The 25,416-nt window shown below is 61.4% G+C and carries 26 protein-coding genes; 14 read left to right on the forward strand and 12 right to left on the reverse strand.

Features of this window, described 5'->3' with window-relative positions; genetic code table 11:
• Positions 1-89: 89 nt before the first annotated feature.
• Complete coding sequence (locus tag I6F36_RS29200; protein WP_225172675.1) at positions 90-1,103, forward strand: hypothetical protein; 1,014 nt, start codon at positions 90-92, stop codon at positions 1,101-1,103.
• A gap of 164 nt (positions 1,104-1,267) precedes the next feature.
• On the opposite strand, the gene I6F36_RS29205 is transcribed toward I6F36_RS29200, so the two are convergent.
• On the reverse strand, positions 1,268-3,766 hold the full coding sequence (locus I6F36_RS29205) for a S8 family peptidase (RefSeq protein WP_225144769.1): 2,499 nt from the start codon (positions 3,764-3,766) through the stop codon (positions 1,268-1,270).
• Positions 3,767-3,769: 3 nt separating this feature from the next.
• Positions 3,770-4,771, reverse strand: coding sequence for an ATP-binding protein (locus I6F36_RS39575; RefSeq protein WP_225144768.1), 1,002 nt, complete (start codon positions 4,769-4,771; stop codon positions 3,770-3,772).
• A gap of 296 nt (positions 4,772-5,067) precedes the next feature.
• Here I6F36_RS39575 and I6F36_RS29215 point away from each other — a divergent pair, with 296 nt between their 5' ends.
• Complete coding sequence (locus tag I6F36_RS29215; RefSeq protein ID WP_225144767.1) at positions 5,068-5,559, forward strand: translesion error-prone DNA polymerase V autoproteolytic subunit; 492 nt, start codon at positions 5,068-5,070, stop codon at positions 5,557-5,559.
• Between the two features lie 5 nt (positions 5,560-5,564).
• Complete coding sequence (locus I6F36_RS29220; RefSeq protein WP_225144766.1) at positions 5,565-5,918, forward strand: hypothetical protein; 354 nt, start codon at positions 5,565-5,567, stop codon at positions 5,916-5,918.
• A gap of 396 nt (positions 5,919-6,314) precedes the next feature.
• Here I6F36_RS29220 and I6F36_RS29225 read toward each other — a convergent pair whose 3' ends face one another.
• The 9 genes from I6F36_RS29225 to I6F36_RS29265 form a co-directional block, all read right to left on the reverse strand.
• On the reverse strand, positions 6,315-6,950 hold the full coding sequence (locus tag I6F36_RS29225; protein ID WP_036035698.1) for a response regulator transcription factor: 636 nt from the start codon (positions 6,948-6,950) through the stop codon (positions 6,315-6,317).
• 164 nt (positions 6,951-7,114) lie between these two features.
• Positions 7,115-7,747, reverse strand: a complete 633-nt coding sequence (locus I6F36_RS29230) for a response regulator transcription factor (protein ID WP_036011473.1) — start codon at positions 7,745-7,747, stop codon at positions 7,115-7,117.
• Between the two features lie 60 nt (positions 7,748-7,807).
• A complete protein-coding gene (locus I6F36_RS29235) occupies positions 7,808-8,944 on the reverse strand; it encodes an ATP-binding protein (RefSeq protein ID WP_225172676.1) in 1,137 nt (378 codons plus the stop codon).
• 419 nt (positions 8,945-9,363) lie between these two features.
• Positions 9,364-9,591: a hypothetical protein gene (locus I6F36_RS29240; RefSeq protein ID WP_141697668.1), complete on the reverse strand. Its 228-nt coding sequence runs from the start codon at positions 9,589-9,591 to the stop codon at positions 9,364-9,366.
• 34 nt (positions 9,592-9,625) lie between these two features.
• A complete protein-coding gene (locus I6F36_RS29245) occupies positions 9,626-10,462 on the reverse strand; it encodes an outer membrane beta-barrel protein (protein ID WP_036011475.1) in 837 nt (278 codons plus the stop codon).
• Between the two features lie 118 nt (positions 10,463-10,580).
• Positions 10,581-11,843: an arginine deiminase gene (arcA, locus tag I6F36_RS29250; RefSeq protein WP_225172677.1), complete on the reverse strand. Its 1,263-nt coding sequence runs from the start codon at positions 11,841-11,843 to the stop codon at positions 10,581-10,583.
• A gap of 26 nt (positions 11,844-11,869) precedes the next feature.
• Entirely contained in the window at positions 11,870-13,303 is a 1,434-nt protein-coding gene (locus I6F36_RS29255; RefSeq protein WP_225172678.1) for a basic amino acid/polyamine antiporter, read from the reverse strand.
• Positions 13,304-13,447: 144 nt separating this feature from the next.
• Positions 13,448-16,516 (reverse strand): efflux RND transporter permease subunit, encoded by a 3,069-nt coding sequence (locus tag I6F36_RS29260; RefSeq protein WP_225172679.1) that lies wholly within the window; start codon positions 16,514-16,516, stop codon positions 13,448-13,450.
• Complete coding sequence (locus I6F36_RS29265) at positions 16,513-17,604, reverse strand: efflux RND transporter periplasmic adaptor subunit (protein WP_225172680.1); 1,092 nt, start codon at positions 17,602-17,604, stop codon at positions 16,513-16,515. Before I6F36_RS29265 ends, I6F36_RS29260 begins: the two co-directional genes overlap by 4 nt.
• 289 nt (positions 17,605-17,893) lie before the next feature.
• Here I6F36_RS29265 and I6F36_RS40045 point away from each other — a divergent pair, with 289 nt between their 5' ends.
• Positions 17,894-18,094, forward strand: a complete 201-nt coding sequence (locus I6F36_RS40045) for a DUF3551 domain-containing protein (protein WP_074448101.1) — start codon at positions 17,894-17,896, stop codon at positions 18,092-18,094.
• Between the two features lie 204 nt (positions 18,095-18,298).
• Entirely contained in the window at positions 18,299-18,802 is a 504-nt protein-coding gene (locus I6F36_RS29275) for a DUF1269 domain-containing protein (protein WP_225112298.1), read from the forward strand.
• An 18-nt stretch (positions 18,803-18,820) separates the two neighbouring features.
• On the opposite strand, the gene I6F36_RS29280 is transcribed toward I6F36_RS29275, so the two are convergent.
• The gene (locus I6F36_RS29280; RefSeq protein ID WP_225128689.1) at positions 18,821-19,531 is read right to left on the reverse strand and encodes a Bax inhibitor-1/YccA family protein; all 711 of its coding nucleotides are present in this window, start codon (positions 19,529-19,531) and stop codon (positions 18,821-18,823) included.
• Positions 19,532-19,769: 238 nt separating this feature from the next.
• Between I6F36_RS29280 and I6F36_RS29285 the strand changes: the two genes are divergently transcribed.
• From I6F36_RS29285 to I6F36_RS29325, 9 genes are all read left to right on the forward strand, one after another.
• Positions 19,770-20,000 carry a hypothetical protein gene (locus I6F36_RS29285; protein WP_225112296.1) on the forward strand — a complete coding sequence of 77 codons (231 nt, stop codon included), beginning with the start codon at positions 19,770-19,772 and terminating at the stop codon, positions 19,998-20,000.
• Positions 20,001-20,128: 128 nt separating this feature from the next.
• Complete coding sequence (locus tag I6F36_RS29290; RefSeq protein ID WP_225172681.1) at positions 20,129-21,568, forward strand: basic amino acid/polyamine antiporter; 1,440 nt, start codon at positions 20,129-20,131, stop codon at positions 21,566-21,568.
• A gap of 29 nt (positions 21,569-21,597) precedes the next feature.
• On the forward strand, positions 21,598-21,843 hold the full coding sequence (locus I6F36_RS29295; protein WP_225172682.1) for a hypothetical protein: 246 nt from the start codon (positions 21,598-21,600) through the stop codon (positions 21,841-21,843).
• 29 nt (positions 21,844-21,872) lie between these two features.
• Entirely contained in the window at positions 21,873-23,012 is a 1,140-nt protein-coding gene (locus I6F36_RS29300) for an AI-2E family transporter (protein ID WP_225157906.1), read from the forward strand.
• Positions 23,009-23,608 (forward strand): hypothetical protein, encoded by a 600-nt coding sequence (locus tag I6F36_RS29305; RefSeq protein ID WP_036026646.1) that lies wholly within the window; start codon positions 23,009-23,011, stop codon positions 23,606-23,608. Before I6F36_RS29300 ends, I6F36_RS29305 begins: the two co-directional genes overlap by 4 nt.
• Positions 23,609-24,094 (forward strand): DUF992 domain-containing protein, encoded by a 486-nt coding sequence (locus tag I6F36_RS29310; RefSeq protein WP_128262852.1) that lies wholly within the window; start codon positions 23,609-23,611, stop codon positions 24,092-24,094. It begins immediately after the preceding gene.
• Positions 24,095-24,241: 147 nt separating this feature from the next.
• Positions 24,242-24,799: an HdeD family acid-resistance protein gene (locus I6F36_RS29315; RefSeq protein ID WP_036026649.1), complete on the forward strand. Its 558-nt coding sequence runs from the start codon at positions 24,242-24,244 to the stop codon at positions 24,797-24,799.
• A 16-nt stretch (positions 24,800-24,815) separates the two neighbouring features.
• Positions 24,816-25,094, forward strand: a complete 279-nt coding sequence (locus I6F36_RS40050; RefSeq protein WP_157784060.1) for a twin-arginine translocation signal domain-containing protein — start codon at positions 24,816-24,818, stop codon at positions 25,092-25,094.
• A 38-nt stretch (positions 25,095-25,132) separates the two neighbouring features.
• Positions 25,133-25,372 (forward strand): hypothetical protein, encoded by a 240-nt coding sequence (locus tag I6F36_RS29325; protein ID WP_063822473.1) that lies wholly within the window; start codon positions 25,133-25,135, stop codon positions 25,370-25,372.
• Positions 25,373-25,416: the final 44 nt, after the last annotated feature.

Here is a 25,416-nt window from a genome sequence, read left to right on the forward strand (position 1 = left end):
CTTGTGGTTGGAACATATCGCTCGGCGCAAGCGAGGTGTGGCTGCTTTATAGTGAGGGCCTGGGAACGGGCGAGGGATTAGTTGAGACAATGCGCTTTGCAACACTGATCGTCGAACAGCTTGATCGCGCAGTGACGGAGATTGCGGTCGATCATCCGCTGAACGCACGTATTGCGCTCATTCTCATTGATAACGCAGCTGAGCTAATCATCCATCGGCGATGCGAGCATCTCGTGCGGGCAGATCAGAGACGTGGCGCTCCAACATTGAGTGCCGCAAAGCGCCGATCCATCCTTGGGCATTATTTTGCGGAGAAGATCAAGTTTCTCGAAAAAGCCTCTGACCTGTCGGCTGAGGAGCGGCATTTCATTGGCGAACTGCACAACCATCGCAACACGCTGTATCATGTGGGCTTGGAGAATGATGATATCATACGCGCCTTGGCTACGGCCTATTTCCAGTTAACCTGCGACTTGTTGGTCCGGCTTGACAACAGGACCCTCGGTTGGCCCAAAAACTTGGTCATCGCCGCTTCACTTCATCAGTATTTCCCCGAGGCGGCCAAGGGGCTCCGCTTCCCCGGCTTCGATACGGGGCATGTTGCGAAAGAGCTTATCGACCATGTCCCAACGGATGCACCGGCGCTTCCGGCGGCGCTCAGCCAACACAGCATGGCCGCTGTCGATCGATTGGAAGCCATGTTTGAAAGCATCAAGCTCGGTCTCGATCGAAAGAACGATCCGGATGATACGTTCCGGCAGCTTCAACACGACATGGACTTCCAGGTCATCGTGCGTGAGCGGATGCGCCAGGCTAACAGGGAGGATGATTTTGTTCCGTTCGGCCATCCCGCGTTGCGGGAGCTTGCCGCAAAGCTCATGCCGGACTGGAAGCCCCGTTATCGTTCGCGGCCCTTCGCCAAATGGCGGACCAAGGCCAAGGCCATCGCAAGCTGTGCTGATGCGCTCTCGGCCGTCGGTAAGTTCACAGATTTGCGTGGCGAGATGTCATATCTGACCGAGGCGGTAGACGACGCTCATGAGACCTTCTGTGGCTGGGTTCAGCAGCAGGAAGACGCGGCCCAGGACGCGCGGGGGCGCTAGTCCGCCAATGGGCGCAGAGGAGCGGAGCCATTTCTGCGGTCGGGAATACTGCCAACGGTCCATTTGAAAGATGCCGGCGACTCAGCAATAGTGGATGCAGCGAGGGTTCGGGCCAGCGTATCGCCGCTGGAGTACGACCGGGCGTCCTGCCGACGAACCACGCGTTAAAGCGGATTTTCGATTTCAATTGGCGTTCTGACCGCGAGATCGACTGGCGTGTAGATGTCGAGATCGACATTGGCCGTCTTGAGCGTGACGACCAGCCCATACCTCGTCATACGGTTACATATGGTCCGGTTTGACCGCTTGCGGCACCAGCCGTTCACGGGCTTGATGCAAAGCCATTCGCGCTGGAGCAAATCCACAGCCCGTCCAGTCCACACATCACAATGTAAGGACCCTGCTGAAATGCTATCGTCTCCCAAGATCCATCTTGGGTCCGAACCTTCATGCCTCAATTTTCCGCCCCCTTTGGGACGCTCCGCTGCATTAACTCGCAATTTGAACCGGCCAAATGACTCGTTGCGCCGTTGCAGGTCGAACCGCAAACCGTGCGACTGATAGCGCTGCGGGTCCACATTGGCAGACAATCCGGGGTTCGGATCGATGAAATATGACAACGTAACCTTCAGCTCGACCGGTTCGTTGTCCAGTTCTTCAAGCATCGCAGCCGGTATCGGCAGACGATAATAGTGGCACTGGTTGAACTCCCGACCACCTTCGAACTGATACGGCTGAATTTCCGCCTGAGCGACCATCGCCAAGTGATTTCGAGCGCAGGCCGTCGCGCGGTCATAGCTGGCGACGCCATAGCCAAAACGGCGGACCAACGCATAGCGATCGCGCTTTGCTGGCGTGCGGTCGATAAGCTCCCGCATCGGGGCGGTCCATTCAGCGCTGTGGACCATCAAGGCGCGAATGGTTTCCGGCCAGCAGTCCGGATGATCAGCTATAAGCTGCGCGGCCAAGCGTCCCGCTTGGGCCGTGGCGGCACTCGTCGCGTCAAAGGCTACGAGAGGCGCGTTGCCGACATCCTTACCGGTTGTCAGGAGAGACAACGAGTCGACTGTCAAAATCTCTGTACGCGCCGGGTTGACCGCGCGATTACCGCCTTCCATCAAGATTTCTGGCTTGATTGGCGCGATCCCGTGTTGCCAACGCGTGCTGTTGCGGGAGTGCGGGCTGAGTTCTCCTGCCTGCACCGCAGGCGACCAGTCAGTGTAGCCGTCATCGGTGATGTTAACGAGATCAGTGTACCCGCCGACTGTGAGCGCGTTCCAAGCCTGTGCCGGATCCTCAATCGGGTATTCGTCTTGCGAACGGAGCGCTAGGAAGTCGGTATCGGCGGGAACATTTCCCGCTGATACGATGACAAGGCGCTTGGGACGCTGGGCATCATCTTCCGCATTGTCATCGTCGGCAATCATCCGCCCAACGGCGGCTTGGTCGATGGCCGCGCTCCACAGGGACGCGAACGCACCGGAGATGTTGTCGTTCGTCACCGCCATGCAATAGACGCGCTGGCGTTCCGGAACCTCGATTTCCGGGAGCACAATGGCGGCTTGCGTAAATACGCCGTAGCTTTGCGGTTCGTTGGGGTCGAATCCATCCGGTGGCAGAACCTTTACTGACTCTAGCCGGTGGGTCAGAACCTTCTCAGACCTGTCTGACAGCGCCGCCGTTAAATCGCCGTGTAATGCCAATCCTGCCATAGCCGTGCCGTGACCATCATCATCGTGATCGTCCACGCCCCATTCGTCAGGCTTCAGCGCATGCATATCCTGCGGCGTGAGTGCAGGCTCGATAAGCGAATGACCGCGATTGATACCCGCATCGAGTATGCATACCGCCGGAGCTTCAGCTCCCGGCCATGTAATACGCTCGGCAAGCCCATCCACCCAGTCGTGCTCTTCGCCTTCGATATCGTCGATGAAGAACGTTGGGGTATCATTGGCCAAACGCAGCTCGGCAACGCCTTCGCTTGCGAACATCATCAGCTCGATGGTCACGCGGTTCGCGAGCACCGGTACTACGGTGACTTCCGGAAATTTCATGCGCCGTTCTTCATCCGCGACGCGCACATTCAACCGGGCACAAAGATCTAGAACGCTGTCGACGCTGTCGGCATGACACCACAACGCCCACCACATCATGGCCTGGGTATCCGCCGGGATCGGTTTGGGATCAGTCCATCGTGTGCCGATATGAGCGACGCGGATGGATTCAATCGCCTCGACCTTTGTCTTGTTTTTCGGCTTCTGGCCTATGGGCGTCAGTTCGCCATTCAAATACTCATCGAGTATTTGCTCGAACGCAGGCCGAGCATGGTCAGGGACATAGAGTGAGATGGTACGACGGTTGGCGGCATCGACCTTGGAAGCGCCCATCCGCACCCCTTGGGTGGATGAGTCGAGAATATCCGGCTTCTTCCCCCGATCCAGTTCGACTTCCAGATACAGCCCGGTGGCCTGAGGCAAGCGCGGGTCCTGCGGCCGCAGGCGCTCCGCCGCCTGGAGCGCCACCCGCAATTCATTCTGTACGCGCCTGCCGTGCTCTATGCGGTCGCGCGGGGTGCCCTGAATATTGGATGAATCCCCTTTGTACCGTTGCGAGGTGGAACGCGCAGTGATGTCAATGTGAGGGAGCGTAAACCGTCCAGGCATTCATCAGGAGCTTTCCGCATGAAGAAATGCCGTCCGCATCGCATGCCGCTCTTGCAGACGCTCAATTATATCTTTGCTAGTCAATTGTCTGCGCTCATCGAGAATTGCTGTTTTCACGGCATCATCCGCGGCTCGCACAATCTCGGATTGGCTCAGCCCCTCCGCGACATGCACAATCTCGGACCATGCCGGGCGAACAATCTTCATCGGCCCGACATTGGCGTTGATAAGCCGTTTGACTTGATCCGCTGACGGTGTGTCGAATTCCAGCACCTGATCGTAGCGGCGCAACAGCGCGCTATCGAGCAGCTTCGGATGATTGGTGGAGCAGATAATCACACTGTCGGTCGAATTGGGTTCTTCCATGAATTGAAGAAAGGAATTCAGCACCCGTCGCATCTCTGCAACGTCATTGGTCGCCGTGCGGTGGCCGCCAACGGCATCGAACTCATCGAACAGGTAGACGCCACGGCGCTTCGCCGTTTCGTCAAAGATCAAACGCAGCTTCGCCGCTGTCTCACCCATATACCGGGTGATCATGGCTTCGAGCTTGATGATGAACAGCGGCAAATGAAGCTCCCCCGCCACTGCTTCCGCTGACATTGTCTTTCCGGAGCCCGGAGGCCCAATAAAGAGAATGCGCCTGTTGGGAATCTTTCCGTGCTCTCGCAACCAGTCGCGCTTACGCTGCTGGCGTAGTATGTCCTCGAAACGCGCGAGCAGCCGTGGATCGAGCACTACATCCTTAAGCTTGTAGCGCGCCTCGCGCATCTCAAGGAGACCTTCGAGACTACCGCGCGGCGCTGAGAAGGCGATTGGTACGGATGCGCCACGCGAAAAACGTGCTCGGGCCTTGTTTATTTCGTCACGCATTTCCTGCGCTGTGTCCCGGCGACCTTGGCGCGCTTCCGCAGCCGCCACCTGAAGGGCGATTGAGAAGAAAGCGTCTTCATCACCCTCGGCGCGGCTTCTGAGCATTGCCAGAATTTGTTTAGCGTTGGACACAGCAGGCCTTTCCGTACGTCAAAATCTTACACCGGCGCCGGTTGCAGACGAACGGGTTTATGGAACCCGCACGGATCTGTCCCCGCATATCTCTAAGACAACGCTCGTTACAGGCAGGTTGACGCGGCGCACAAACCAAACGGCGGCTCGGCCCGCCAGCCTCTCGGGATTTCCCCAGAAAGATCAGGCTTTACAACAACGGGCCAAGCGTCGAATATTTGTAACAGAAATTCGGTGGTGACGCTATGAAAAATCAATGCAGAGGACCGGGAAGACCAGCAGGTGAACCGACCGTCGTGGTTCGCCTGCCGGTACCCATTGCCGAGTTGGCAAAGCGCTTCGCGCGCCGTCCCGTTCGCGCTGGCGACATCAACGAATTTCTCGATGTACAGGTCCGCGTGGCGCGCAGCGTCCCCCTCGTGGGCGCGAAAGTCCCGGCAGGCTTTCCATCGCCGGCCGACGACTACTTGGACCGCGCCCTCGATTTTAACGAGTTGTTCATCCAGAACCCGGCAGCGACATTCGCCGTTCGCATCGCGGGCGACAGCATGATCGGCGCTGGAATTTTCCCCGACGACATCGCCATCGTGGACCGCTCACGCTCGCCTGTAGACCGCAACATCATTCTTGCGCTGGTGGACGGTGAGTTCACACTTAAGCGCTATCGCCGCCGCAGTGGGCGGGTTTGGCTTCAAGCAGAAAATCCAGCTTACAAGGACATCCAGGTTACCGAGAAGATGACATTTGAGATCTGGGGTGTCGTTTCAAAATCAATCCGTATGCTCTAGACCACATGCCTGCGCCCGTCGCCCTTGTCGATTGCAATAACTTCTACGCGTCGTGTGAGAGCGTATTCCAGCCGCAGCTTCGTGGCGACTGCGAGCTTGCGAACGTGCTGAGCAACGCCGCGCTTGGGCGACGCCCAGTCGAAGGCTGGAGCGCGAACGCCTATGAACAGTTCACCCTATCGCTCGCCGACCTTCGTCGGAAGTTATTCGGGCTTGCATTGGCGAATGACGCGCAATCGCGACTGGGGGAAGCATGCCTGGTTGAGATCGAGGAACTGCGGGATGAGCATGGCCGGATCGATGACGAACCGCGGCACCCCGATATCTCTTCGGTACAATCTTGGCTGATCGTCCGGTAGGGCTTACGATGCAGCCACCGCACCAGTTTCGCACCAGAAACAACCTGAACGAACCACCACAAACGCGATCGAAATCAAACGGAAACGCAGCAAAATCAACCAAGGCAACCAATATTCGGCCGCTCATAACGGTCTGGTTGCAGGTTCGAGTCCTGCCGGGCCCACCACGCTTCGCCCTTCGGGCTACGCGCGGCCCAGCCAAGCGGAGAACGAGGGGCGAAGCGCGGTGTCGTAGCCGGAGCGCAGCGGAAGCAAAGACGGACTGGCGCGGCAAGCTTCGGCTCGGCAAGCCAACGCCACACATCAAAGTAAGCATGCGAAGGTATTTCTCGCGTCCGTTCACTCGACGGTGCACTCTCGATCTTTCGCGAGCAGGCGAAAGCGCTCCCCGCTCGTTCAAGGTGAAACCAGCCGCTTGCGGACAGCATACCGAACCAGCTCGGCGGTGGAGGACATCCTGAGCTTGCGCATGGCCGAGGCGCGGTGTGTCTCGACCGTCTTGACGCTCAGATTCAGGATCGCGCTTATCGACCTGTTGGTGTGCCCCTCTGCGATCAGCTGGACCACGCTCTCCTCGCGCGAGGTCAGCAGCATGTCGGCCCGGTTCTGCTTGTTCGCCTGGTAGTCGCGGAGCAGCTTCTCCAGCAGAACACTCGTGAAGTAGGGTCTGCCGTCGAGCAGCGCTTCGACCGCGGAAATGAGATGGTTGCGAGCGTCGGACTTGAACAGGAAGCCGCGGATTCCGGCCAGAATGGCCTCTGTCAGCAACTCCTCGCTTTCATGCATCGTGAGGATAAGCACCTCGGTTTGAACGTGAAGCGCTCTGAGGCGGCGGCTGACCTCCAGGCCGTTGATGATCGGCATGGAATAATCGACGATCACGATGTCTGGCCTGGTTTCCAGCGCAAGCGTGACCGCCTGCTCACCATTGGTCGCCTCGCCGCTCACGATCCAGTTGGACCGCGTTTCAACAATCGCGCGAAGTCCGGAACGCACGATTTCATGATCGTCCGCAATCAAGATGCGTTTCACGGGTCGTTCCCGTTTGCCTACCCTCGGCCAAGCCAGGTGGACTAGAGCGGTCATCGGCGGTCAGGTCGAACGATGATACGGCGTCCCACAAGAACGGTTATCCAGCAAAACCCTGAGAGATGCAGGCGAAGGTACTGACAGCCACGGATCGCCACGGCTTGCGATCAGGCCTCGACGAGTCCGCTCCGCACCGCGTAACGCACGAGGCCCGCCGTCGAGTTTACCTCCAGCTTGCGCATCGCCGCTGCACGATGAGCCTCCGTCGTCTTAACGCTCAGGTCGAGGATCGCGCTAATCCCTTTGTTGCTGTAGCCCTCGGCTACCAGCTTGACGACGAGTTGCTCGCGCGAGGTCAGCCCATGGTGGTGTCGTTCGCCGTGGGGGCCCGGCCCGCCATCGTATTCGATAATGCTATTCGTACAGAAGAACGGCCTATGCATCAGCAGCGACTCGACAGCCGCCAGCAGCAGCTTGTTCGCATCAGACTTCACCAAGAAAGCGCGGGCGCCGGCCTCGAACGCCTGCTGCGCTATCAGACCCGAATTGTGCACGGTGAAGATCAGGATCTCGGTTTGCAGCCGATAGTCCCTCATACGCCGCGCCACCTCCACGCCGGTCATCCTCGGCATCGAGAAGTCCAGGATGGCGACGTGGGGCTGGCTCTGGATCGCCGCGGCGACCGCCTTGCCCCCGTCAGTGGCCTCGGCCACCACTTCCCAGTCCGCCCGCTGTTCGAGGACCGCCCGCAAACCCGATCGCACCGCTTCGTGATCGTCGGCTATGAGGATACGTTTCATGCAGCACACTCCCTATTCTTGACGGCGGTTCGGGTCACACTTTCGACCCGCCGCCGCTGGCTAGTGTTCTTTCGCTGATTGTGTGCCGGTATCGGCCCTCGTATTGGTCGTGGTCCTTCGTCGATTGCGCCTATTTACTGCAAGGACGTGCGGGAAGACCGCGGACAGAACGGTGCCGGAGTGCGGTGCCATCCCGTTGGACTGGATGGCCAACGTACCTCCGATCCCGTGCAGCCTCGCGCGCATCGCGGGAATTCCGACGCCGCTCGATAGCGTCCCGGCACCCGGCCTGCCAGGGTGGGGAAGACCGCGTCCATTGTCGCTGATCATCAATTGGAAACGACTGTCGACAACATCGATGACGATTGCCACCTCCGTCGCTTTTGCGTGACGGAAGACGTTCGTCAGAGCCTCCTGAACAACGCGCAGCAGCGAGCGTTGGGCCTCATAAGGTAACCCATCGACCTCCGGCACGATGTTCACCCTCACATGCAACGAGGTGCGCGCCGCGAACCCTTCCGCGTAGCCTTCGATCGTGGCCTTCAATCCGTCACCCGTCAGATCCCGCGGATGCAGCAGATAGGCAAAAGCCCGGAGCTCCCGGAGCGCTTCATCAATCGACGCGTCGATTTCGTCGCAGATCCGTTCGGCGGCTTGTGTGCCGTCAAGCTGGCCGCGGATCCGCATCAAGCCGAGACTCGCGGCAATCAGATGTTGACAGGTCGAATCGTGGAGATCGGAAGCGATCCGCTGCTGAATGCTCTCCTGAAGCGACAGCAGGCCAGCTTCGACATCCAGCCCGTTCCCCCATGTGGTGGGGTCCTCGAAGCGAACGTCGCGCGCCTCGCGATGGCAGCCGATCAATCGGACGACACCGCGGGTCGCGGGATCCAGGATCGGCGTGACCGTCGTTTCCCTCGTGCGGGATGAACCACCAAACGCCAGCCGCTGCCGGATCCTGATCTCAGCCTTCTCCGCGAGGCTCGCCCGAAGTGCTTCGCAGACAGATCTCGCGTCATCCGCGCTCAGGCAATCGGATACATCCATGTCGAGCACGTCTCGCGACGATACGCCGAGCCGGGACTCGAATGCCGGATTGATGCTCTCGTAGACGAAATGTCCGCAAAAGGAGGGGCGCGCGACGAAGAGGAGATCTGCAGAAGAGTTCCAGTAAAGCTCCTCGGTCGATGGTTGCAAACCTACGCGCAGCCAGCGCTTGGGACTGGTTTGCCTCGACTCTCTGGCGGGGGAGCCATGTGGCTTCACTGTACTACTCACTCTATTCCGGCGACTCCCGATATTGGCCACGACGACAATAGCGGGGTCTCTCCCCACCCTGCCGGCGAGAAATCCTCCACCTAATTCGGAATAGCGCACCTGCGGGGTCAATCAACTATACACCCAGCGAACCGCTCATTCAACATGAGGTAGTATTCGTGAGGGATTGAAATCTTGGCCTTCGTCAAGGGCCGCCGAATCTCAAATCCGATGCAATAGAGAGTAAAAATGGCGATGCGCGGCGAACGAGCCCGAATGGCATCGTCGCGCCGCCATTCCGTGGTCGCCGGGCGTCCTCCACCGTTCCCCCGCCTAATGCGCTGACAGGTTCGCCAGGGCTATCGGCTACTGCTCGTGTCCGACTTCTTCTTTCTGGTCGCCTTCGCGGGCGGTGCCGCCGGGGCCGGCGCAATTGCGAGCGGGTGAGATGGTTGCTCCAGACGGCGCGTCGCGGCATCATCCCGAAGTGCATCGGTATCGAGTCGATGGCTACGATCGACCGCATCGCGAGGATCGGCCAGCACGACCGTCGTCATCATGCTTGAGATGATGAGGCAGGTCAGCATTAGAAGGCGTCTTGCCGGCATCTCTCGAGCACCTCTAAAAGGCAAAGTCCAGGCGAGGCCCGATCCGAACGTCCCTGTATCGCCGCAGCGGGACGTTCGAGGTTCGTGCCTCGTAGAGCACGGTCGTCGTGAGCGACACGTTGTTGGCAACGTTGTACTTCAGGCCGAGGTCAACCGAATAGAGCTGATCCTGGCGACCGGTATTGAGTCCATCGGTGAACCAATAGGCTTCGAACAGGGGCGTACTGACGATCGACCATCTGGGATCAAGCTTGACCTCGATTCCGAGCACGGCGTCAAAGCGCCAGCGGCGCGCCTCGGCCAGATCGGAGAAACGGTAGGTCAAAAGCACCAGTGGCGAGAACGTCGCGTTGCCAACCCGGAAATCGCGCGCGACTGAGCCCATCACGTCGTGGGACGTGAAGGCGAGATCGCGGTAGATGCCATCGAAATCATATCGATTTTCGTAAATGCCAGACAAGCGCCAGCCGTCCCAGTTCTCGGTCAGACGCGCGCCCATACGCGCGACGGCGAAATTGCCGTCCTTTTCCCGCGAAAAGGCTTCGTATTGAGCCCGCGCATAGAGCCGGTATGACAGATCGTTGGTGAGGTTCCCGTCGAGCCTGACGCTCACGTCTGGCGCGTAATAGACGTCCGACCTGCGGTTATCGCGGGTGAAGAGCGCGTTGTCGGTGAAAGTCGGCGAGATGGAACCAACGACGCTCCAGGACGGGGCTTGGTAATAAGGAACCGCGTAGGAGGATGTAGCGGCTCCGCTCGATTTGAAGTCGGTGAGATCGAGGTCCGCCGCCCAAGCCGTACTACTGCCGAGCAGTGCGGCAACCGGCAGAAAAAATCCAGACGGTCGCATAGGTCCCCTCCGATGCTGCAGCCGGACACCGGGATTCGTGTCACACTGCGCGCCGATTGTGGCGTGTTAATGTTCAGATGATAAATCACAGGTTGATCTGGGTCGATTCCTCCGCCGGCTAGTAGTCGACCGGATCCCTGGTAATCGGGCAGGTCATGCAGTGACCACCGCCGCGGCCGCGGCCGAGCTCCGCGCCGACGATGGTAATCACTTCGATTCCCTCCTTGCGCAGCAGCGTATTGGTGTAGGTGTTGCGATCGTAGGCGAAGACGACGCCTGGAGAGGCGCAGACCAGATTGGCACCGCTGTCCCACTGAGTTCGCTCTCGCAGATAGGCGTTGCCGCCGGTCTCCACGACGCGGAGCTTCTTCAGGCCGAGCGCTTCAGCTACGACGTCCACGAAAGGCTTCTCGTCCTTCCGCAGCTCGATACCAGCGGAATTGTCCGCCGGCCGGTAGGAGAACGCCGTGATGCCATTGACGATATCGGGGTAAAGCAGCACGCAATCCCGATCGGCGAACGTGAAGACCGTGTCGAGATGCATCGCCGCGCGGAGCTTGGGCATGGCCGCCACAATGACGCGCTCGGCAGCCTTTCTCCTGAAAAGAGCGGCAGCAAGCTGACTGATCGCCTGTCTCGATGTCCGCTCGCTCAATCCGATCAGGACATTGCCCTTCCCGATCGGCATCACATCGCCACCTTCCAGAGTGGCAAGGCCGTGATCCTGAGTCGGATCGCCCCACCAGACCTGGACCTTGCCGGCGAAATCCGGATGGAACTTGTAAATGGCGGCGGCGAGGATCGGCTCCTCGTGACGCGCCGGCCAGAACAGCGAATTCAACGTTACGCCGCCATAGATCCAGCAGGTGGTATCGCGCGTGTACAGCGTGTTCGGAAGTGGCGGCAGCAGATACTCGGTCATGCCGGCCGCCTCCCGGATCAACCGGAGCATTTCACCGCCATGTGCGTCGGGGAAATCGTGGGTCGACAATCCGCCGATCAGGGTTTCCGCCAGCTCGCGGGGGGCGAGGCTTTCCAGATAGCCGCGGAGCTCGTCAATCAGGCCGAGACCGACCTGGTTTGGGACCACCTGATTGTCGAGGATCCATCGCCTCGCCTCCGGGATGGCGACGGTGTCCGCGAGCAGATTGTGCATCTCGACGACCTCGATGCCGCGGTCGCGCATCTTCTGCACGAAGTCGAAATGGTCGCGCTTGGCATTGTCGACCCAAAGGACGTCGTCGAACAGCAGCGTGTCGCAATTGGTCGGAGTGAGACGCTGGTGAGCGCGGCCCGGCGAGCAGACCATTACCTTGCGCAACTGACCGACTTCCGAATGAACGCCAAAAGGAAGCGCTCCGTTTGATGTCTGTTGTGTCATGAGCGCAACCTCCGCAATCGATCCGCCTAGATCGTGATGTAGCCGGTGGCGAGGCCGTGAATGCCGACGGCCGCGCCGATCGCAGCCACGATGAAGATGACCCACTCCCACGGTGCAAAAATCCGCGCCTTCTGTTGGACCCGCGCCCAGACATACAGCGCCGTGCCGGGCACGTAGAGCAGCGCGGATAGCAGCAGGTATTTCATTCCGGCCGCGTAGATCAGGAAGAGTGTGTAGATGACGGCGATGCCGGTGAAGATCAGGTCTCGTCTGTGCTCGCCCGCGCTCTTCTCGTACGTCTCGCCGCGCTTCACCAGCAGCAATCCGTAGGCGGCGACCAGGAAGAACGGAATGAGGTTCATGACGCTCGTGAGATTGAGCATCAGCGAGAAGGCATCACGGGACCAGTAGGTGCTGATGACGAAGAGCTGCACCACGATATTGGTCAGCCAGAGCGCGGCAGCCGGCACCTTGTTGGCGTTTTCGGTACCGAACACGCGCGGCATGTCCCGGGTCCGACCGGCCGCCGAAAGCACCTCGGCGCAGATCAGCGACCAGGCGAGATAGGCGCCGAGCACCGAGACCAGGAGCCCGATGCTGACGAAGACGGCACCCCAATGTCCGACCACTGCCTCCAGCACCGTGGCCATTGACGGTTGCCGCATGTCTGCAATCTCCGCACGCGGCAGCACGGCATAAGGCAGCATGGTGACGAGCACCATCAGGCTCGTGACGACCAGGAAGCCCATGATCGTCGCCGCGCCGACGTCGGACCGCTCCTTGGCGTAGCGGGAATAGACACTGGCCCCCTCGATCCCGAGAAAGACGAACACCGTGACCAGCATGGTCGCGCGGATCTGCTCGAAGAGTCCCGTGTCCGGCATGCCCTCGCCGCCCCAGAAATTGGCACGGAACAGGTCGGCCTTGAAGGCAAGGATCAGGATGACGATGAAGATCAGGATCGGCACGATCTTGGCGATGGTGACGATCGTATTGATCGCGGCGGCCTGCTGCACCCCGCGCAGGATCATGAAGTGGAACAGCCAGATCCCGATCGAGGCTACGACGATCGCGATGACCGTATTGCCGTCGCCGAACACGGGAAAGAACGCGCCCAGGGTCGATTTGATGAGGACCCAGTAGGACACGTTGCCGATGCAACTTCCCATCCAGTAACCGAGCGCCGACAGGAATCCGGGATAGTCGCCAAAGCCCTCTTTCGCATAGGCATAAACACCGGCATCCAGACCAGGCTTTCGCTCGGCCAGAGACTGGAACACGCGCGCCATGGTGTACATGCCACCGCCTGCGATGCACCAGGCGAGGATGGCGCCGAAGGGACCGGTTGCGGTGCCGAAGGTTCTGGGCAGAGAGAAGATGCCGGAGCCGACCATGGAGCCGACGACCATTCCCGTCAGTGCGAACAATGAGAGCTTCTGGGCCGATGTCGTCGCAGTCATTGAATGGCCTCGAAGAGCGAGCGAAGACCGACGCCGTCATCGATGTCTCGAACGATGCGTTGCCGACCTCCTCATTGCGAGATCGAACCATGCGCCGTGGCCTCGGCCCGGCCCATCAGGTGATTACCTAGTCGCTGTCCGGGATTACCCTCGCGCCGGGCTGGAAGCATCGGAAGCTGGCGCCATTTCTTTCCCGCCGAACCAGGCGACATACAAGGTCGGCAGCAGCACCAGAGTTAGAACGGTTGCGACGAGCAGGCCGCCCATGATCGCAAAGGCCATCGGCCCCCAGAAGACGGTCGGCGCTATCGGGATCATGCCGAGTACGGTTGAGACGGCCGTCAGCATGATCGGACGAAAGCGGGAGCTGCTTGCATCCACTGCCGCCTGCCAGGGCCCCTTTCCTTGCAAGCGCTCCGCCTCGATTTGCCCGATCAGGATCACCGCGTTCTTGCTAATCATGCCAAGCAGCGCCAACACGCCGAGGATGGCGACGAAGCCCAGCGGCCGCCCGGACACGAGCAGCGCCGCGACGACGCCGATCAGGCCGAGCGGCGCGACGCTAACGACCATCAATAATCGCGGGAAGCTCTGCAGCTGCACCATCAGCACCGTAAACATGACGAACAACATCATCGGTACGACTGCCATCACGGACGACCTCGAATGTCGGCTCTCCTCCACCGTGCCGCCGACCACGACATCGTAGGAACGCGGCAGAGTGGCCTTCAGCTTGGCGATAGCGGGAGCCAGCCGATTGACCACCGTCTCCGGCGGCATCTCGTCGGGAACGGCGGCCCGCACCGTCAGGGTCGGCATGCGATCGCGCCGCCAGATCAGCGGAAACTCCTGACCGTATTCGAAGGTGGCAAACTGGCTCAGCGGAACGGTCTGCCCTCCCGGGATCGGCACCTGCAGCGTCCGCAAGCTCGGCAGCGAGACGCGCTGCTCGTCCGTTGCGCGGGCCAGCACATCGACGAGGTAGATATCGTCCCGCACCTGGGTCACGGGCAGGCCGGAGATCACGGTGTTCAGAACGATTGAGATCGCCTGCGAGTTCAGGCCGAGACGGCGCACCTCATCCTGATTGACGCGAACGCGGATCTGGCGATCCGGCTCCATCCAGTCGAAATTGAGGCTCTTGGTCCTCGGATCGGAGCCGACGATCCGCGCGACTTCGACCGCGATGTCGCGCACGAGCTCGACGTCGGGACCGCTGACGCGATACTGCAGCGGCCATCCCACGGGGGGACCGAGCCCAAGCGGCGAAACCGAGGAGATGGCGTTCGGGAATTCTTCCACAAGGAACCGTTCCAGCTTGGCATGAAGGCGCTCGCGTGCCGCGACGTCTTTGGCCACAACGACCGCCTGGGTGAAGAAGTCATTCGGCAGCTCGACGCTGAGCGGCAGATAGAAGCGGATCGCACCGCGCCCGACATTGGTACTCCAATGACCAACGTCGGGATCACCGGTCAGTACTTGATCGAGGCGCTTGGCCGCCGCCTCGCTGGCGTAAATCGATGCATTCTGCGGCAGGCCGATGTCCACGAGAAGTTCCGGCCGGTCGGACAATGGAAAGAACTGCTGCGGAACCAGCGGAAGCGCGAGCACGGAAGCGAGAAAAAGCGCAACCGTCGCGCCGATCGTCAGCCATTTGGCGCGGATCGCCAGGACCAGAAAGCGCCGGTACAAGCGAAAGGCCATTCCCGGCGCATCGGCTGTGGTCTTGGGCGGCGCGAGGATAGCGACGCCGAGCAGCGGCGTGAAGATGACGGCGACGAACCACGACGCCAGGAGAGCGATCGTAACCACCACAAACAGCGAGAACGTGTATTCGCCGGCCGCGCTGGCTGCAAAGCCCACCGGAATGAACCCGGCGATCGTTACGAGTGTGCCCGTGAGCATGGCGAATGCATGCGTGCGAAAGGCGTAGGCCGCGGCCGCGATCTTGCCGTCGCCCAGCGCCAACCGATTAAGCGTGGCGTCCGTCGTCGTCATGGCGTCGTCGACCAGCAGCGCGAGCGCGATGATAAGAGCGCCGAGGGAAATTCGCTGCATATCGATGCGAAGAAACTCCATCGTCGGGAACACGATCGCAAGCGTGAGCGGAATAGCCAGTGCGATGATGAGGCCCGGCCGAACGCCGAGGGTGATGAAGCTCACGACGAGGATGATCGCGATCGCCTGCACCAGCGAGGTCATGAACTCGCGGATCGCTTTGTCCACCACGACGGCCTGGTCGGCCACGAGGCTCGGTTCGATTCCGATCGGCAGATCGGCCGTGATCTCTGCCATCGCCGCCTTGATGTTCCTGCCGAGAACGAGAATATCGCCGCCCTCGCGCATCGCGATCGCGAGCCCGATCGCTGGACGACCGCCGACCCGGAACAGCGGTTGCGGCGGATCGGCATAGCCTCGCCGTACCGTCGCGAGATCGCTCAGACGTAGCGTGCGACCGCCCGCGCTGAAGTTGATGTCGGCAATGTCCTGCTCCGACTGGAACGCGCCGGACACCCGAAACGAAATTCGCTCGGTCCCGGTCTGGATGGTGCCGGCCGGGCTCACGATATTCTGTGCCTGCAGGGCGGCGATCAGAGCCGTGCGATCGACCCCGAGACTTGCGAGTTGCCGTTTCGAGAACTCGACGAAGATCACTTCGTCCTGCGCACCCAGCAGTTCGATCTTCGCGACATCGGGCACGTCTAGAAGACGCGAGCGGACCGCCTCGACCCGGTCACGCAGCTCGCGCTGGGTAAATCCATCACTGGTGAATCCATAGATGATCCCGAACGTGTCGCCGAAATTGTCATTGAACGCTGGCCCCACGATGCCCGCCGGCAGCGTGTGACGGATGTCCCCGATGGATTTCCTCACCTGGTACCAGGTATCGGAGACGTCCCTTGCGTTGGCGCTCCCCTTCAAGTTCACGAAGATAGTGGTGAGACCGGCCCGAGTGAAGCTGCGCAGGAAGTCCAGATGTGGCGTCTCTTGCAACCGCCGCTCGAGCCGTTCGGTCACCTGCTTCATCGTCTCTTCGGCCGTCGCTCCAGGCCAGGCCGCTTGAACAACCATAGTCCTGATGGTGAATGCAGGATCTTCGTTCCGGCCCAGCCGCAGATAGGACAGCACGCCGGCGATGACGGCGGCAATCATCAGATAAATGACGAGCGAGCGGCGCCCGAGCGCCCATTCCGAGAGGTTGAGCCCGGTCATGGCTCCGACCCAAGGACGCGCACCCGCTGACCCGGATGAAGTGCCCGGACGCCCGCGGTCACCACGACCTCGCCTATGTCCAAACCTTGCGAGATGATCACCTGCGCCTGATCGAACCTCAAGACGTCGACATTGCGGATGGCGACCGTCTTCGTCGCGGGATCCAGGATCCAGACCGCCGGCTGGCGATTCATCCTGGTCAGCGCCGTTGCCGGAATGTCGATCATTGGTCCGGCGCTCATCTCGACGCGCCCCGTGACAGTCGCCCCCAGCCGCATCGCGGCAGGGGGATCGCGAAGTCCTATCTTGATCTCAAAGGTTCGCGTGACCGGATTGGCCTGCGCGGCAACCTGCCGGATACGCCCTTCCGCAGTCACCGCTGGATCGTCGGTCAGACTGACGCTCACCTGCAGATTGGACGGTGCCGCGCGGACGAATTGAGCCGGCATGTCGAAGACCGCGTCTCGGCCATCCTGCCGCGCGATCCGCGCAATCGTCTGTCCGGCCTGGACGACCTCTCCGGCGGCGGGCCCCGTTTCGGTTATCTTGCCAGGTGCATCGGCCCGCAGCTCGGTGAAGCTGACCTGGTCGTGGGCGGAATTCAACTGAGCTTCGGCCATTTCAACATTCGATTGCGCAGTCTGTTGCGCCTGCGTCGCGGCCTCGAAGTTGGCGCGCGTGGTCCATCCCTGCGCCAACAGAGTCTGCTGGCGTTCGAAATGATTGCGTGCCTGAGTGAGCTGGCCCTGAGCTGCGGCAAGGGCGGCCTGCGCCTGCCGCAACGCGCTGAGTTGGTCCTGCGATTCAAGCTGCGCCAACAGCTGGCCGGCCTCGACGCGCTCACCGAGCCGGATGTCGCTCGAGTGCAGCCGACCGGAAATTCGAAATGCCAGATTCACTTCGTCTTCGGCTTCGATGCGGCCGGAAAAGGTGAGGGGCGTGAGTTGATCCCGCTTCTCGACTGTCATGGTGCGGACGGGACGCGCCGGCGTCGGCAGGGAGACCGTCGCCGCCTCCCTCTCACAGGCGACCAGCAGCAACGCAGAAACCCCTGCAACAAGCGTCGTGCTCAGTGACCGCAGCTGCATGAATCGACCCGTCCGTGCCGCTGAGGATTTTGCGGAGAATTCATCCCGCTTGTATCGGTAAATCTACTGAGCATCCGCGGGTGCAATCGTGAACGAACATCCGGCGGAGCCGAAAGATTCCGGCAGCGAAGTCAGGCGATCACCCGACAGCCCAAGCGCGCAGACGGTGCATAAGCCTGCAGCTGCCGCCGTTGCGGCGCAAGCGATCCCTTCGTCAAAGCCGCGGCGGGTTTGACGAGCCTGCGATCCGCGGCTCGACGTGATTGCTCAACGACAAGGAGAAACCAAGATGACAAAGCTGGCTTTGCTCTCCGCTGCCGTATTCATTGCGCTCGGTGCCATGGGCTCGTGGACGCCAGGACAAGCGCAGAATCTGGCATGGTGCAGAAAGTTCAGGGGAACGCTGACCTGTATGTATGACACTCGTGCCCAATGCCGCGCGTCGGTGAGCGGGCGGTCCGGCACCTGCGTCCCCAATCCGCGCCGCTAGATGCCGCAATTGATCGCCGAGGTAGCATCGATCGGGCGGCGCCAGCAACTTCACTTTGCGCCGCCCCTTCGGGACACAGTCTACAGCGTCCAATCTCATTCGGAACATTCCCCACCGGGACCGAGGGTTTTCTCCGATCCCCTGAGGCAGCTCTCGCGCGGTAGCTTCCTCGGGTCCGCTTGCATGCTCCAACGGGAGGTCTTCATGTCAGATCTGGTCGCCATCGTATATCCGTCCGAGGCGAAGGCCGAGGAAGTGCGTCAGCGATTGCTCAAGCTGCAGAAGGAGTATCTGATCACGATCAGTGACGCCGTGATCGCCGTAAAGACGGACCAGGGCAGCATCAAGCTCAACCAACTCGTCAACACGACCGCCATGGGCGCGGTGACGGGAAGCTTCTGGGGCCTTTTAATCGGTGTCCTCTTTCTCAATCCGATCCTCGGAGTTGCCGTAGGCGCAGCGTCGGGTGCGCTCGGCGGCGCTCTTTCGGACGTCGGCATCGACGATGCCTTTATGAAGGGTCTCTCCGCCAGCCTTCAGCCCGGCAACGCCGCCCTGTTCGTCCTGATCAAGCACATGACCGCCGACAAGGTGATTAAGGAGATCAAGGACGCGGGCGGCGTCGTACTCAAGACCTCCCTCGACGAGACGAAGGAAAAGGCGTTGCGCGATGCCCTCGCCAGCACGGTGGAGCGGCCGGCGGCCTGAGCCGCCGCCCTTCCCTTCTCAACGGCGGCCGCCCGCAAGACGCAGCAGCATCAGGAACAGGTTGAGGAAATTGAGATAGAGCGACAGCGCGGCAAGGACCGACTTTCGCCCCGAAGCGGTTTGGTCATCCGCGCTGTCGTACATCGCCTTGATCCGCTGCGTATCATAGGCCGTCAAGCCGGCAAACACGCCGACTCCTACGATCGAGATCAGCCAGTCGAGCGCAGTCGACCACAGGAACAGGTTGACGACGCTCGCGAAGATGATCCCAATCAGCCCCATGAACAGGAAGGTACCCAGTCCCGAAAGGTCGCGCCGGGTCGTGTAGCCGAAGATGCTGAGCCCGCCGAACATTGCAGCAGCGATCACGAAGACGCGGGTTATCGACGAACTGGTGTAGATGTGTAGTAGGATCGAGAGCGAGATACCGACCAGGGCAGCATAGAGGAAGAACAGCAGGCGCGCGGTTGGCACCGACAATGTCTCGATGCGCGAGCTGAGGAAGAACACCAACCCAAGCGGCGCCAGGATGAAAACCCACATCAGCGGGCTCTGCAGCAGCGCGGGGCCGGTGACCTGATAGGTCAGGCCGGCGGCGACGGCGGTCAGGGCGACACCCGCGGCCATATAGCCATAGATCCGCAACATGTACTGGCGCAGTCCGGCATCCACGGTGATCCGGCCGCCGACGACGTCTGTCGCCGCCAAGTTCTGATCGAGATTCGACATCGCATCCTCCTGTGCAGCCCCCTGAATTGCGACCACGCTAGGCTCTGCTTCGACGGAACAACATCGGACAATCACCCGAAGACATCAGGTGAAAACCACTCTTGCCCGAATGGGGACGGCATGGCGCTGATTGCCGATCCGTAAGACTGGAACCTGCTTCGGGGTCGTAAGACTTTTGACTGAGGCACCTTGCGCTTTTGTCACTGGAGACCGGAGGCGCAATGACCTAACCGGAGGCATGCGCTTCTTCTTCCATATCACCGATCGCTACGGCGTCTCGCCCGACACGATCGGATGCGATCTTAGCGAGCAGGATGCGGCCGTCCTACATGCCAGACGCCTGGCCGCCGAACTCGCCAAGTCCGGCGAGTTCTTCCGTGGCAGCGTCGTGCTGGTCGCGCGGGATACGTTGCCGACGTCCTGGCACAAGGGCGGGGACGACACCACCGCTTCCCGTGGCGATATCTGAATCGGCGGCCACCGATTTCCTGCCTCTCTTCCTACAGACAATCCCTGATGTGCGCACGCGGGAGGCGGCTCTAAGGTTCCGGGAGGGAGGCCGCGAATGCAGCCGCCTCGGATCGGAAGGCATCCATCATGGCTGCTTCGACAAGCGAGGCCGATCAGAAGCTTTCGCGCAATGCGCTGATCGCCCTGGTGATCGGGTCGATGGTCGGCTCCGGCATCTTCGCATTGCCGGCTCAGTTCGGGCGCACCACCGGCGCTTTGGGAGCGATCATTGCCTGGATGATTGCTGGCACCGGCATGTTGACTCTGGCCTTCGTGTTCCAATCGCTATCCCGGCGCAAGCCGGAGCTCGATGCGGGCATCTACGCCTATGCCAAAGCCGGTTTCGGTGACTACATCGGCTTTGCGTCCGCCGCCGGCTACTGGATCGGCTGTTGTCTAGCCGACGTCGCCTGCCTCATCCTGATCAAGGCCACGCTCGGCCAATTCTTCCCCGTGTTCGGCGACGGCACCACGCCGGTAGCCATCGCTTCGGCCTCCGTGCTGCTGTGGAGCGTCCATATTCTGGTGCTGCGCGGCATCAAGGGGGCTGCCGCGCTCAACACGGTCACAACTTTCGCGAAGATCATCCCCATCGTGCTGTTCATCGTGGTGGCTGCGGCCGCCCTGAACCGCGGGCTTTTCTCCGACAATTTCTGGGGAACAACCGAGCCCGACGCCGGGCAGGTGTTGAGCCAGGTCCGCAGCACGATGCTGCTCACGGTGTTCGTCTTCGTCGGCATCGAGGGCGCGAGCGTGTATTCGCGTTACGCACGAAGGCGCGACGACATCGGTATCGCGACGGTCACCGGCTTTCTGACCGTTCTCTGCCTTCTCGTGCTCGTGACACTCCTGTCCTACGGCATCCTGCCGCGGAGCGGGCTCGCGGACCTGCCGACACCATCGATGGCAGGCGTGATGGAGGCCATGGTCGGCCGCTGGGGCGGTGTGTTCATCAGTATCGCATTGCTGATCTCGATCCTCGGCAATTACCTGTCATGGTCCCTCCTTGCGGCCGAGATCCTGCACTCAGCGGCCATTCAGCGCACGATGCCGGCCTTTCTGGCGCGCGAGAACGTTCACAAGGTTCCTGTCGGTGCGCTTTGGCTCACGAATTGCGTGATCCAGACGTTTCTCCTTGTGAGCTGGTTCGCCGAATATGCCTTCACGCTCGCCCTGAAGATGACGAGCGCAATGACGCTGGTCCCCTATCTTCTCGTGGCGGCCTACGGCCTGAGGCTCGCATGGACCGGTGAGGCCTATGCTTCCGGCGAGCGCGCCCGTACCCGCGAAGGGATCTTCGCGGCCGTCGCGACGCTCTACGCGGCGGGCATGATCTACGCCGGCGGGACGAAATTTCTCCTGCTGTCCGCGATCCTCTATGCACCGGGAACGCTGCTGTTCCTGATCGCCAGGCGCGAACGCAAGGAACGGCTTTTCAAGCCGGCCGAGTCCCTCCTGTTCGGCGCCGTGGCCATCGCCGCAGGAATCGGAATCTACGGCCTGGCTGTCGGAGCCATCGCGATCTGACCGATGTCGCTGACCGCATGGAGGCGAGGATGAAGATGTGGATCAACTATCGTACCCTGTTCCTCACCGCAGTCGTAGCCGCCACTCTGCTGTCAAGCATTTCCCCGGCTCAGCCGAAGGACGATACCGTGGCCGCGCCGAAGCAAACCGGCACGACCGCCCCGGGCGATGCGAGGCCCAACATCAACACCAACACGAATCCATTCAAGCATCGCTATTGGCGTCATCGCGGCGGCAAGCATCCGCATTTTGGCAGCCGCCGCGTTCGCTCGTGAGGCGTGACCACATGACGGCGGACCGATCGATGAGCGACGCCAGGGTCGGATCCGAGCGGGTCCGCGGCCTCGTTCGGAATGAGAGCCCGATCGACGAGTCGGTCCAACCCGGACGACCGAGCCTGCTTGCGATCGGCCTCACCGTGCTCGTCGTGGCCGTGGCCCTCTTCCTGGTCTGGCAAACGGTGTCGAGTCTCTTGATCGTGTTCGCAGGCGTGCTTTTCGCAGCCTTTCTCGATGCCGCAGCCCGGGCTCTGGCGCCGGTTCTTCCTCTCAGCCGCCTCTGGCGTCTGACGCTCGTTCTCCTGCTGCTGTCGGCGCTGGCAGGCTTCGGGCTGGCCTGGGGGACCGGTAAGCTGCCGGAGCAGACGCGTGTGCTGCTGAAAGTCATGGATGCCCAGGTCGACATCCTGCAAGAGCATTTGTTGTCTTATGGCGTGGATCTGCTCGGCCCGGAATGGGGGCGTGACTTCGCGCAGTGGCTGTTCGCCGACCAGGGTCGGTTCCTCAGCCATGCGCAATTCCTGCTCGGCGGCGCCTCGAGCCTTTTGACCGCCGTGCTCGTGATCTTGTTCCTCGGCATTCTCTTCGCCTTCGATCCCATCAGCTACCGCGACAGCGTGGTCGTGCTGGTCAGGCAATCTTACCGGGCCCGCGCGCGCGAGGTGATGGACGAGATGGGCACCGTGATGCGACTGTGGTTCGTCGGCCAGTTGATCCGCATCATCCTGATGACGCTCTTCGTCTGGCTTGCCCTTTATCTCATCGGCCTGCCTGGCCCATTCGTTCTCGGATTGCAGGCAGGATTGTCGAACTTCATCCCCTATCTTGGGCCAATCGTCGCCGCGATCCCGATCGCGCTCGTTGCGATGCCGCTCGGAGCCTCGCCGCTGATCTGGGCGGTCGCGGTCTACACCATCATCCAGTCGATCGAAGGTTACGTCATCGGCCCGCTGATTCAGCGGCATGCGGTCGAGACCCCGCCAGCCTGGACCCTGGTCGCCATCGTCCTGCTGGGCGCCTTGTTCGGCGTCATGGGCATTGCGCTCGCGATGCCGCTCGTCGCGGTCGGACGGGTGGCGATCATCAGGTTGTATGTCGAGGATTATCTCGGAGACAGGATCGAACCGGCAACGACCGATCCCCCAATCCTGGGTGAGCAGCCATGAGCGAAACGGATGCACAGCAGCGTGAAGACCACGTGCCTCAACAGGCTCGCTCGGGAATGGGGCGTCTTGTCTGGCAGCAGCTTCCGTACGCCGTCGCGCTGCTGCTCGCCATCGCAGGAGTTGCCTATACCAACGTCTCGCACCAGCCGCTGATCGGCTATTGGGAATTCCTAGCGCTGGCGATCGGGGTGGTCTGCGTCATCACCAAATGGCCGGAGATCGAAGGCAGGGAGGGCCAGATTCGTCTGATCTGGACCCAGGCGCTGCACTGGATCGCCGTCCTGATCACGATGAACATCATCCTGGTCTCCGGCGTTCAGCAACTGCTCCCGACGCCGGCAACCGGTCTCGTCCTGCTGACGCTGCTCGCGCTCGGCACATTCCTCGCAGGCATCAGCCTGTTGTCATTGCAGATCGCTTTTCTCGGCCTTGCAATGGGCGCAGCCGTCCCGGCGATCTCGTGGCTGAAGCAATCCATCTTCTTCTTCCTGCTCGGCGCCGTGCTGCTGATCGGGCTGGCCATTTCGTTCTGGCTGCGCCGGGACGGCGGCCCGCCGCGGGCGCCGACCGAAACAAAGCACCACGCGGAGGCTTGAATGCGACAATTGCCATATCTCGCGGCCGTCGGCGCAGTGGCGGTGCTGTTGACGATTCCCTCGCCCGCAGGAGCCGAGAGATTCAGAATAGGCAGGCTGCTATGCTTCTCGGAGCCACGCGTTGGACTGGTGCTCGGATCGACGCAGTCGCTGCGCTGCGTGTTCGATGGGGTGCGCCCTGCCCGCCGCTACATCTACGAGGGACGGATCAGACGCCTCGGCCTTGATCTCGGCGTGACCAGCGCCGGCACGCTGTCCTGGGCCGTGTTCGCCAGGACTTCGCGGATTGGTGCCGGCACTTTGCGCGGCAGCTATGTGGGCGCGAGTGGCAATTTCGCTCTAGGCCCCGGCCTCGGCGCCAACGTCCTGATTGGCGGCTCGCGCAGGAGCATCATGCTCCAGCCGATCTCGATCGAACGCTCGATCGGGCTCAATCTCGCGGCCGGCGTGACCCATCTGACACTGGGCCCGCGCGGACCGCGATGAGCCGTGTCCGCTCAGGAAAGGTCGCAACAAGTTGGAATGAGAATATTCCCGCCCCTCAACTCCGGGTTTCGTCCGATGTTGGACCTGCTGGTTCAAGTCTAGGATCGAAGGCGTGTCGATCGGAGCGTAAGCACCCAGGAGGTTCGCATGACCGTCTACGACAGCCGCGACGATCTCAACACGCTGGGTGCCCCACCGCTATGGGCTTGCGCTCTCCTCGGAATTGTCCTGATCGCCGCCGGCCTCCTCGCCCTCGGCGATCTCGCCTTCGCCACGATCATCAGTGTCAAGTTCATTGGGCTCACCGCAATCGCTGCCGGCGCCTTCGAGATCGCGCATGCGTTCTGGACAAAGGGTTGGGGCAGTTTCCTGTGGCGGATCATTCTCGGTGCGCTCTACCTCGCATTCGGCCTGATCCTTCTCACCCAGCCGGTGTCGGGTGCACTGATCCTGACCTATTTCCTCGGCGCGCTGCTATTCGCATCCGGCGTCGTTCGATGCGTGCTGAGTTTCGCCTATTGGCGACAGAACGGCTGGATGATGCTGATCTCTGGCGTCTTCGCCATGGCCGCCGGCGTGCTCATCCTGTTTGGCTTCCCGGATATTAGCGTCTGGGCGCTCGGCTTCCTGCTCGGCGTCGACCTGATCTCACATGGCCTCGCATGGCTGCTCTACGCCCTGCAATCGCTGCGATCGACTGCGTGACAGAGGAGGACGACACATGGTTGGTTCCAGCCGCCGAGCCTTCCTAGGCTTTGCAACGAGCGCCCTTGCCGCTGCCGCGCTCGGCGCCACCGGCGTTCGCTTGATCGACGTTGCCGAAGCGCTGCCGATCGATCCAGATCCGCGACGCGCCACCACGTCATCAGAACTGATCAAGACGCAGTGGGGACCGCCTCCGCGACCCGGCTGGGGCCCTCCACCGCGCCGTCGCCGGCACCGGCGCTGGGTCTGCTGGTGGCATCGCGGCCGGCGCCGCTGCGGATGGCGTTGGGTCTAGGCGGGTCTCCGAAGCCTTGCGAGCTGATGGAGGTAACGATGCGCGACAGGAACCAATGGGCGATCGCCGCCTTGCTGGCCGGTCTGCTGGTCGGGGCGAGCTGGTTTTGCGTGTCGGTCTGGCGATCGACGCCGATGCCCCTCTATGGAAACGTCATCCTGACCGGAGCCGTGATTCTCATCCTGATCCTAGGCTGCGGCCTGATCGCGCTGATGTTCTACAGCCATCGCAAAGGTTACGACGAACCAGCCCGCAGCAACAGGACGCAGCGCGAGTAATGCAGTCCGCCAGACGCCGAACGAAGTGACGTCGGCGTTCGGAG

It is taken from the genome of Bradyrhizobium sp. BRP19, assembly GCF_020194195.1.
Classification (GTDB): domain Bacteria; phylum Pseudomonadota; class Alphaproteobacteria; order Rhizobiales; family Xanthobacteraceae; genus Bradyrhizobium; species Bradyrhizobium yuanmingense.

Bases quoted from the DNA above. Each gene is read 5' to 3' on its own strand.
- I6F36_RS29275 (WP_225112298.1), top strand. From the start codon at position 18,299: ATGTCAGATCTGGTCGCCATCGTATATCCGTCCGAGGCGAAGGCCGAG.
- I6F36_RS29310 (WP_128262852.1), top strand. From the start codon at position 23,609: ATGCGACAATTGCCATATCTCGCGGCCGTCGGCGCAGTGGCGGTGCTG.
- I6F36_RS29205 (WP_225144769.1), bottom strand. From the start codon at position 3,766: ATGCCTGGACGGTTTACGCTCCCTCACATTGACATCACTGCGCGTTCC.
- I6F36_RS29240 (WP_141697668.1), bottom strand. From the start codon at position 9,591: ATGCTGACCTGCCTCATCATCTCAAGCATGATGACGACGGTCGTGCTG.
- I6F36_RS29200 (WP_225172675.1), top strand. From the start codon at position 90: ATGCGCTTTGCAACACTGATCGTCGAACAGCTTGATCGCGCAGTGACG.
- I6F36_RS29295 (WP_225172682.1), top strand. From the start codon at position 21,598: ATGAAGATGTGGATCAACTATCGTACCCTGTTCCTCACCGCAGTCGTA.
- I6F36_RS29325 (WP_063822473.1), top strand. From the start codon at position 25,133: ATGCGCGACAGGAACCAATGGGCGATCGCCGCCTTGCTGGCCGGTCTG.
- I6F36_RS29245 (WP_036011475.1), bottom strand. From the start codon at position 10,462: ATGCGACCGTCTGGATTTTTTCTGCCGGTTGCCGCACTGCTCGGCAGT.
- I6F36_RS29255 (WP_225172678.1), bottom strand. From the start codon at position 13,303: ATGACTGCGACGACATCGGCCCAGAAGCTCTCATTGTTCGCACTGACG.
- arcA (WP_225172677.1), bottom strand. From the start codon at position 11,843: ATGACACAACAGACATCAAACGGAGCGCTTCCTTTTGGCGTTCATTCG.
- I6F36_RS29280 (WP_225128689.1), bottom strand. From the start codon at position 19,531: ATGTCGAATCTCGATCAGAACTTGGCGGCGACAGACGTCGTCGGCGGC.
- I6F36_RS29220 (WP_225144766.1), top strand. From the start codon at position 5,565: ATGCCTGCGCCCGTCGCCCTTGTCGATTGCAATAACTTCTACGCGTCG.
- I6F36_RS29315 (WP_036026649.1), top strand. From the start codon at position 24,242: ATGACCGTCTACGACAGCCGCGACGATCTCAACACGCTGGGTGCCCCA.
- I6F36_RS40050 (WP_157784060.1), top strand. From the start codon at position 24,816: ATGGTTGGTTCCAGCCGCCGAGCCTTCCTAGGCTTTGCAACGAGCGCC.
- I6F36_RS29260 (WP_225172679.1), bottom strand. From the start codon at position 16,516: ATGACCGGGCTCAACCTCTCGGAATGGGCGCTCGGGCGCCGCTCGCTC.
- I6F36_RS40045 (WP_074448101.1), top strand. From the start codon at position 17,894: ATGACAAAGCTGGCTTTGCTCTCCGCTGCCGTATTCATTGCGCTCGGT.
- I6F36_RS29285 (WP_225112296.1), top strand. From the start codon at position 19,770: ATGCGCTTCTTCTTCCATATCACCGATCGCTACGGCGTCTCGCCCGAC.
- I6F36_RS29300 (WP_225157906.1), top strand. From the start codon at position 21,873: ATGAGCGACGCCAGGGTCGGATCCGAGCGGGTCCGCGGCCTCGTTCGG.
- I6F36_RS29265 (WP_225172680.1), bottom strand. From the start codon at position 17,604: ATGCAGCTGCGGTCACTGAGCACGACGCTTGTTGCAGGGGTTTCTGCG.
- I6F36_RS29305 (WP_036026646.1), top strand. From the start codon at position 23,009: ATGAGCGAAACGGATGCACAGCAGCGTGAAGACCACGTGCCTCAACAG.
- I6F36_RS29290 (WP_225172681.1), top strand. From the start codon at position 20,129: ATGGCTGCTTCGACAAGCGAGGCCGATCAGAAGCTTTCGCGCAATGCG.
- I6F36_RS29230 (WP_036011473.1), bottom strand. From the start codon at position 7,747: ATGAAACGTATCCTCATAGCCGACGATCACGAAGCGGTGCGATCGGGT.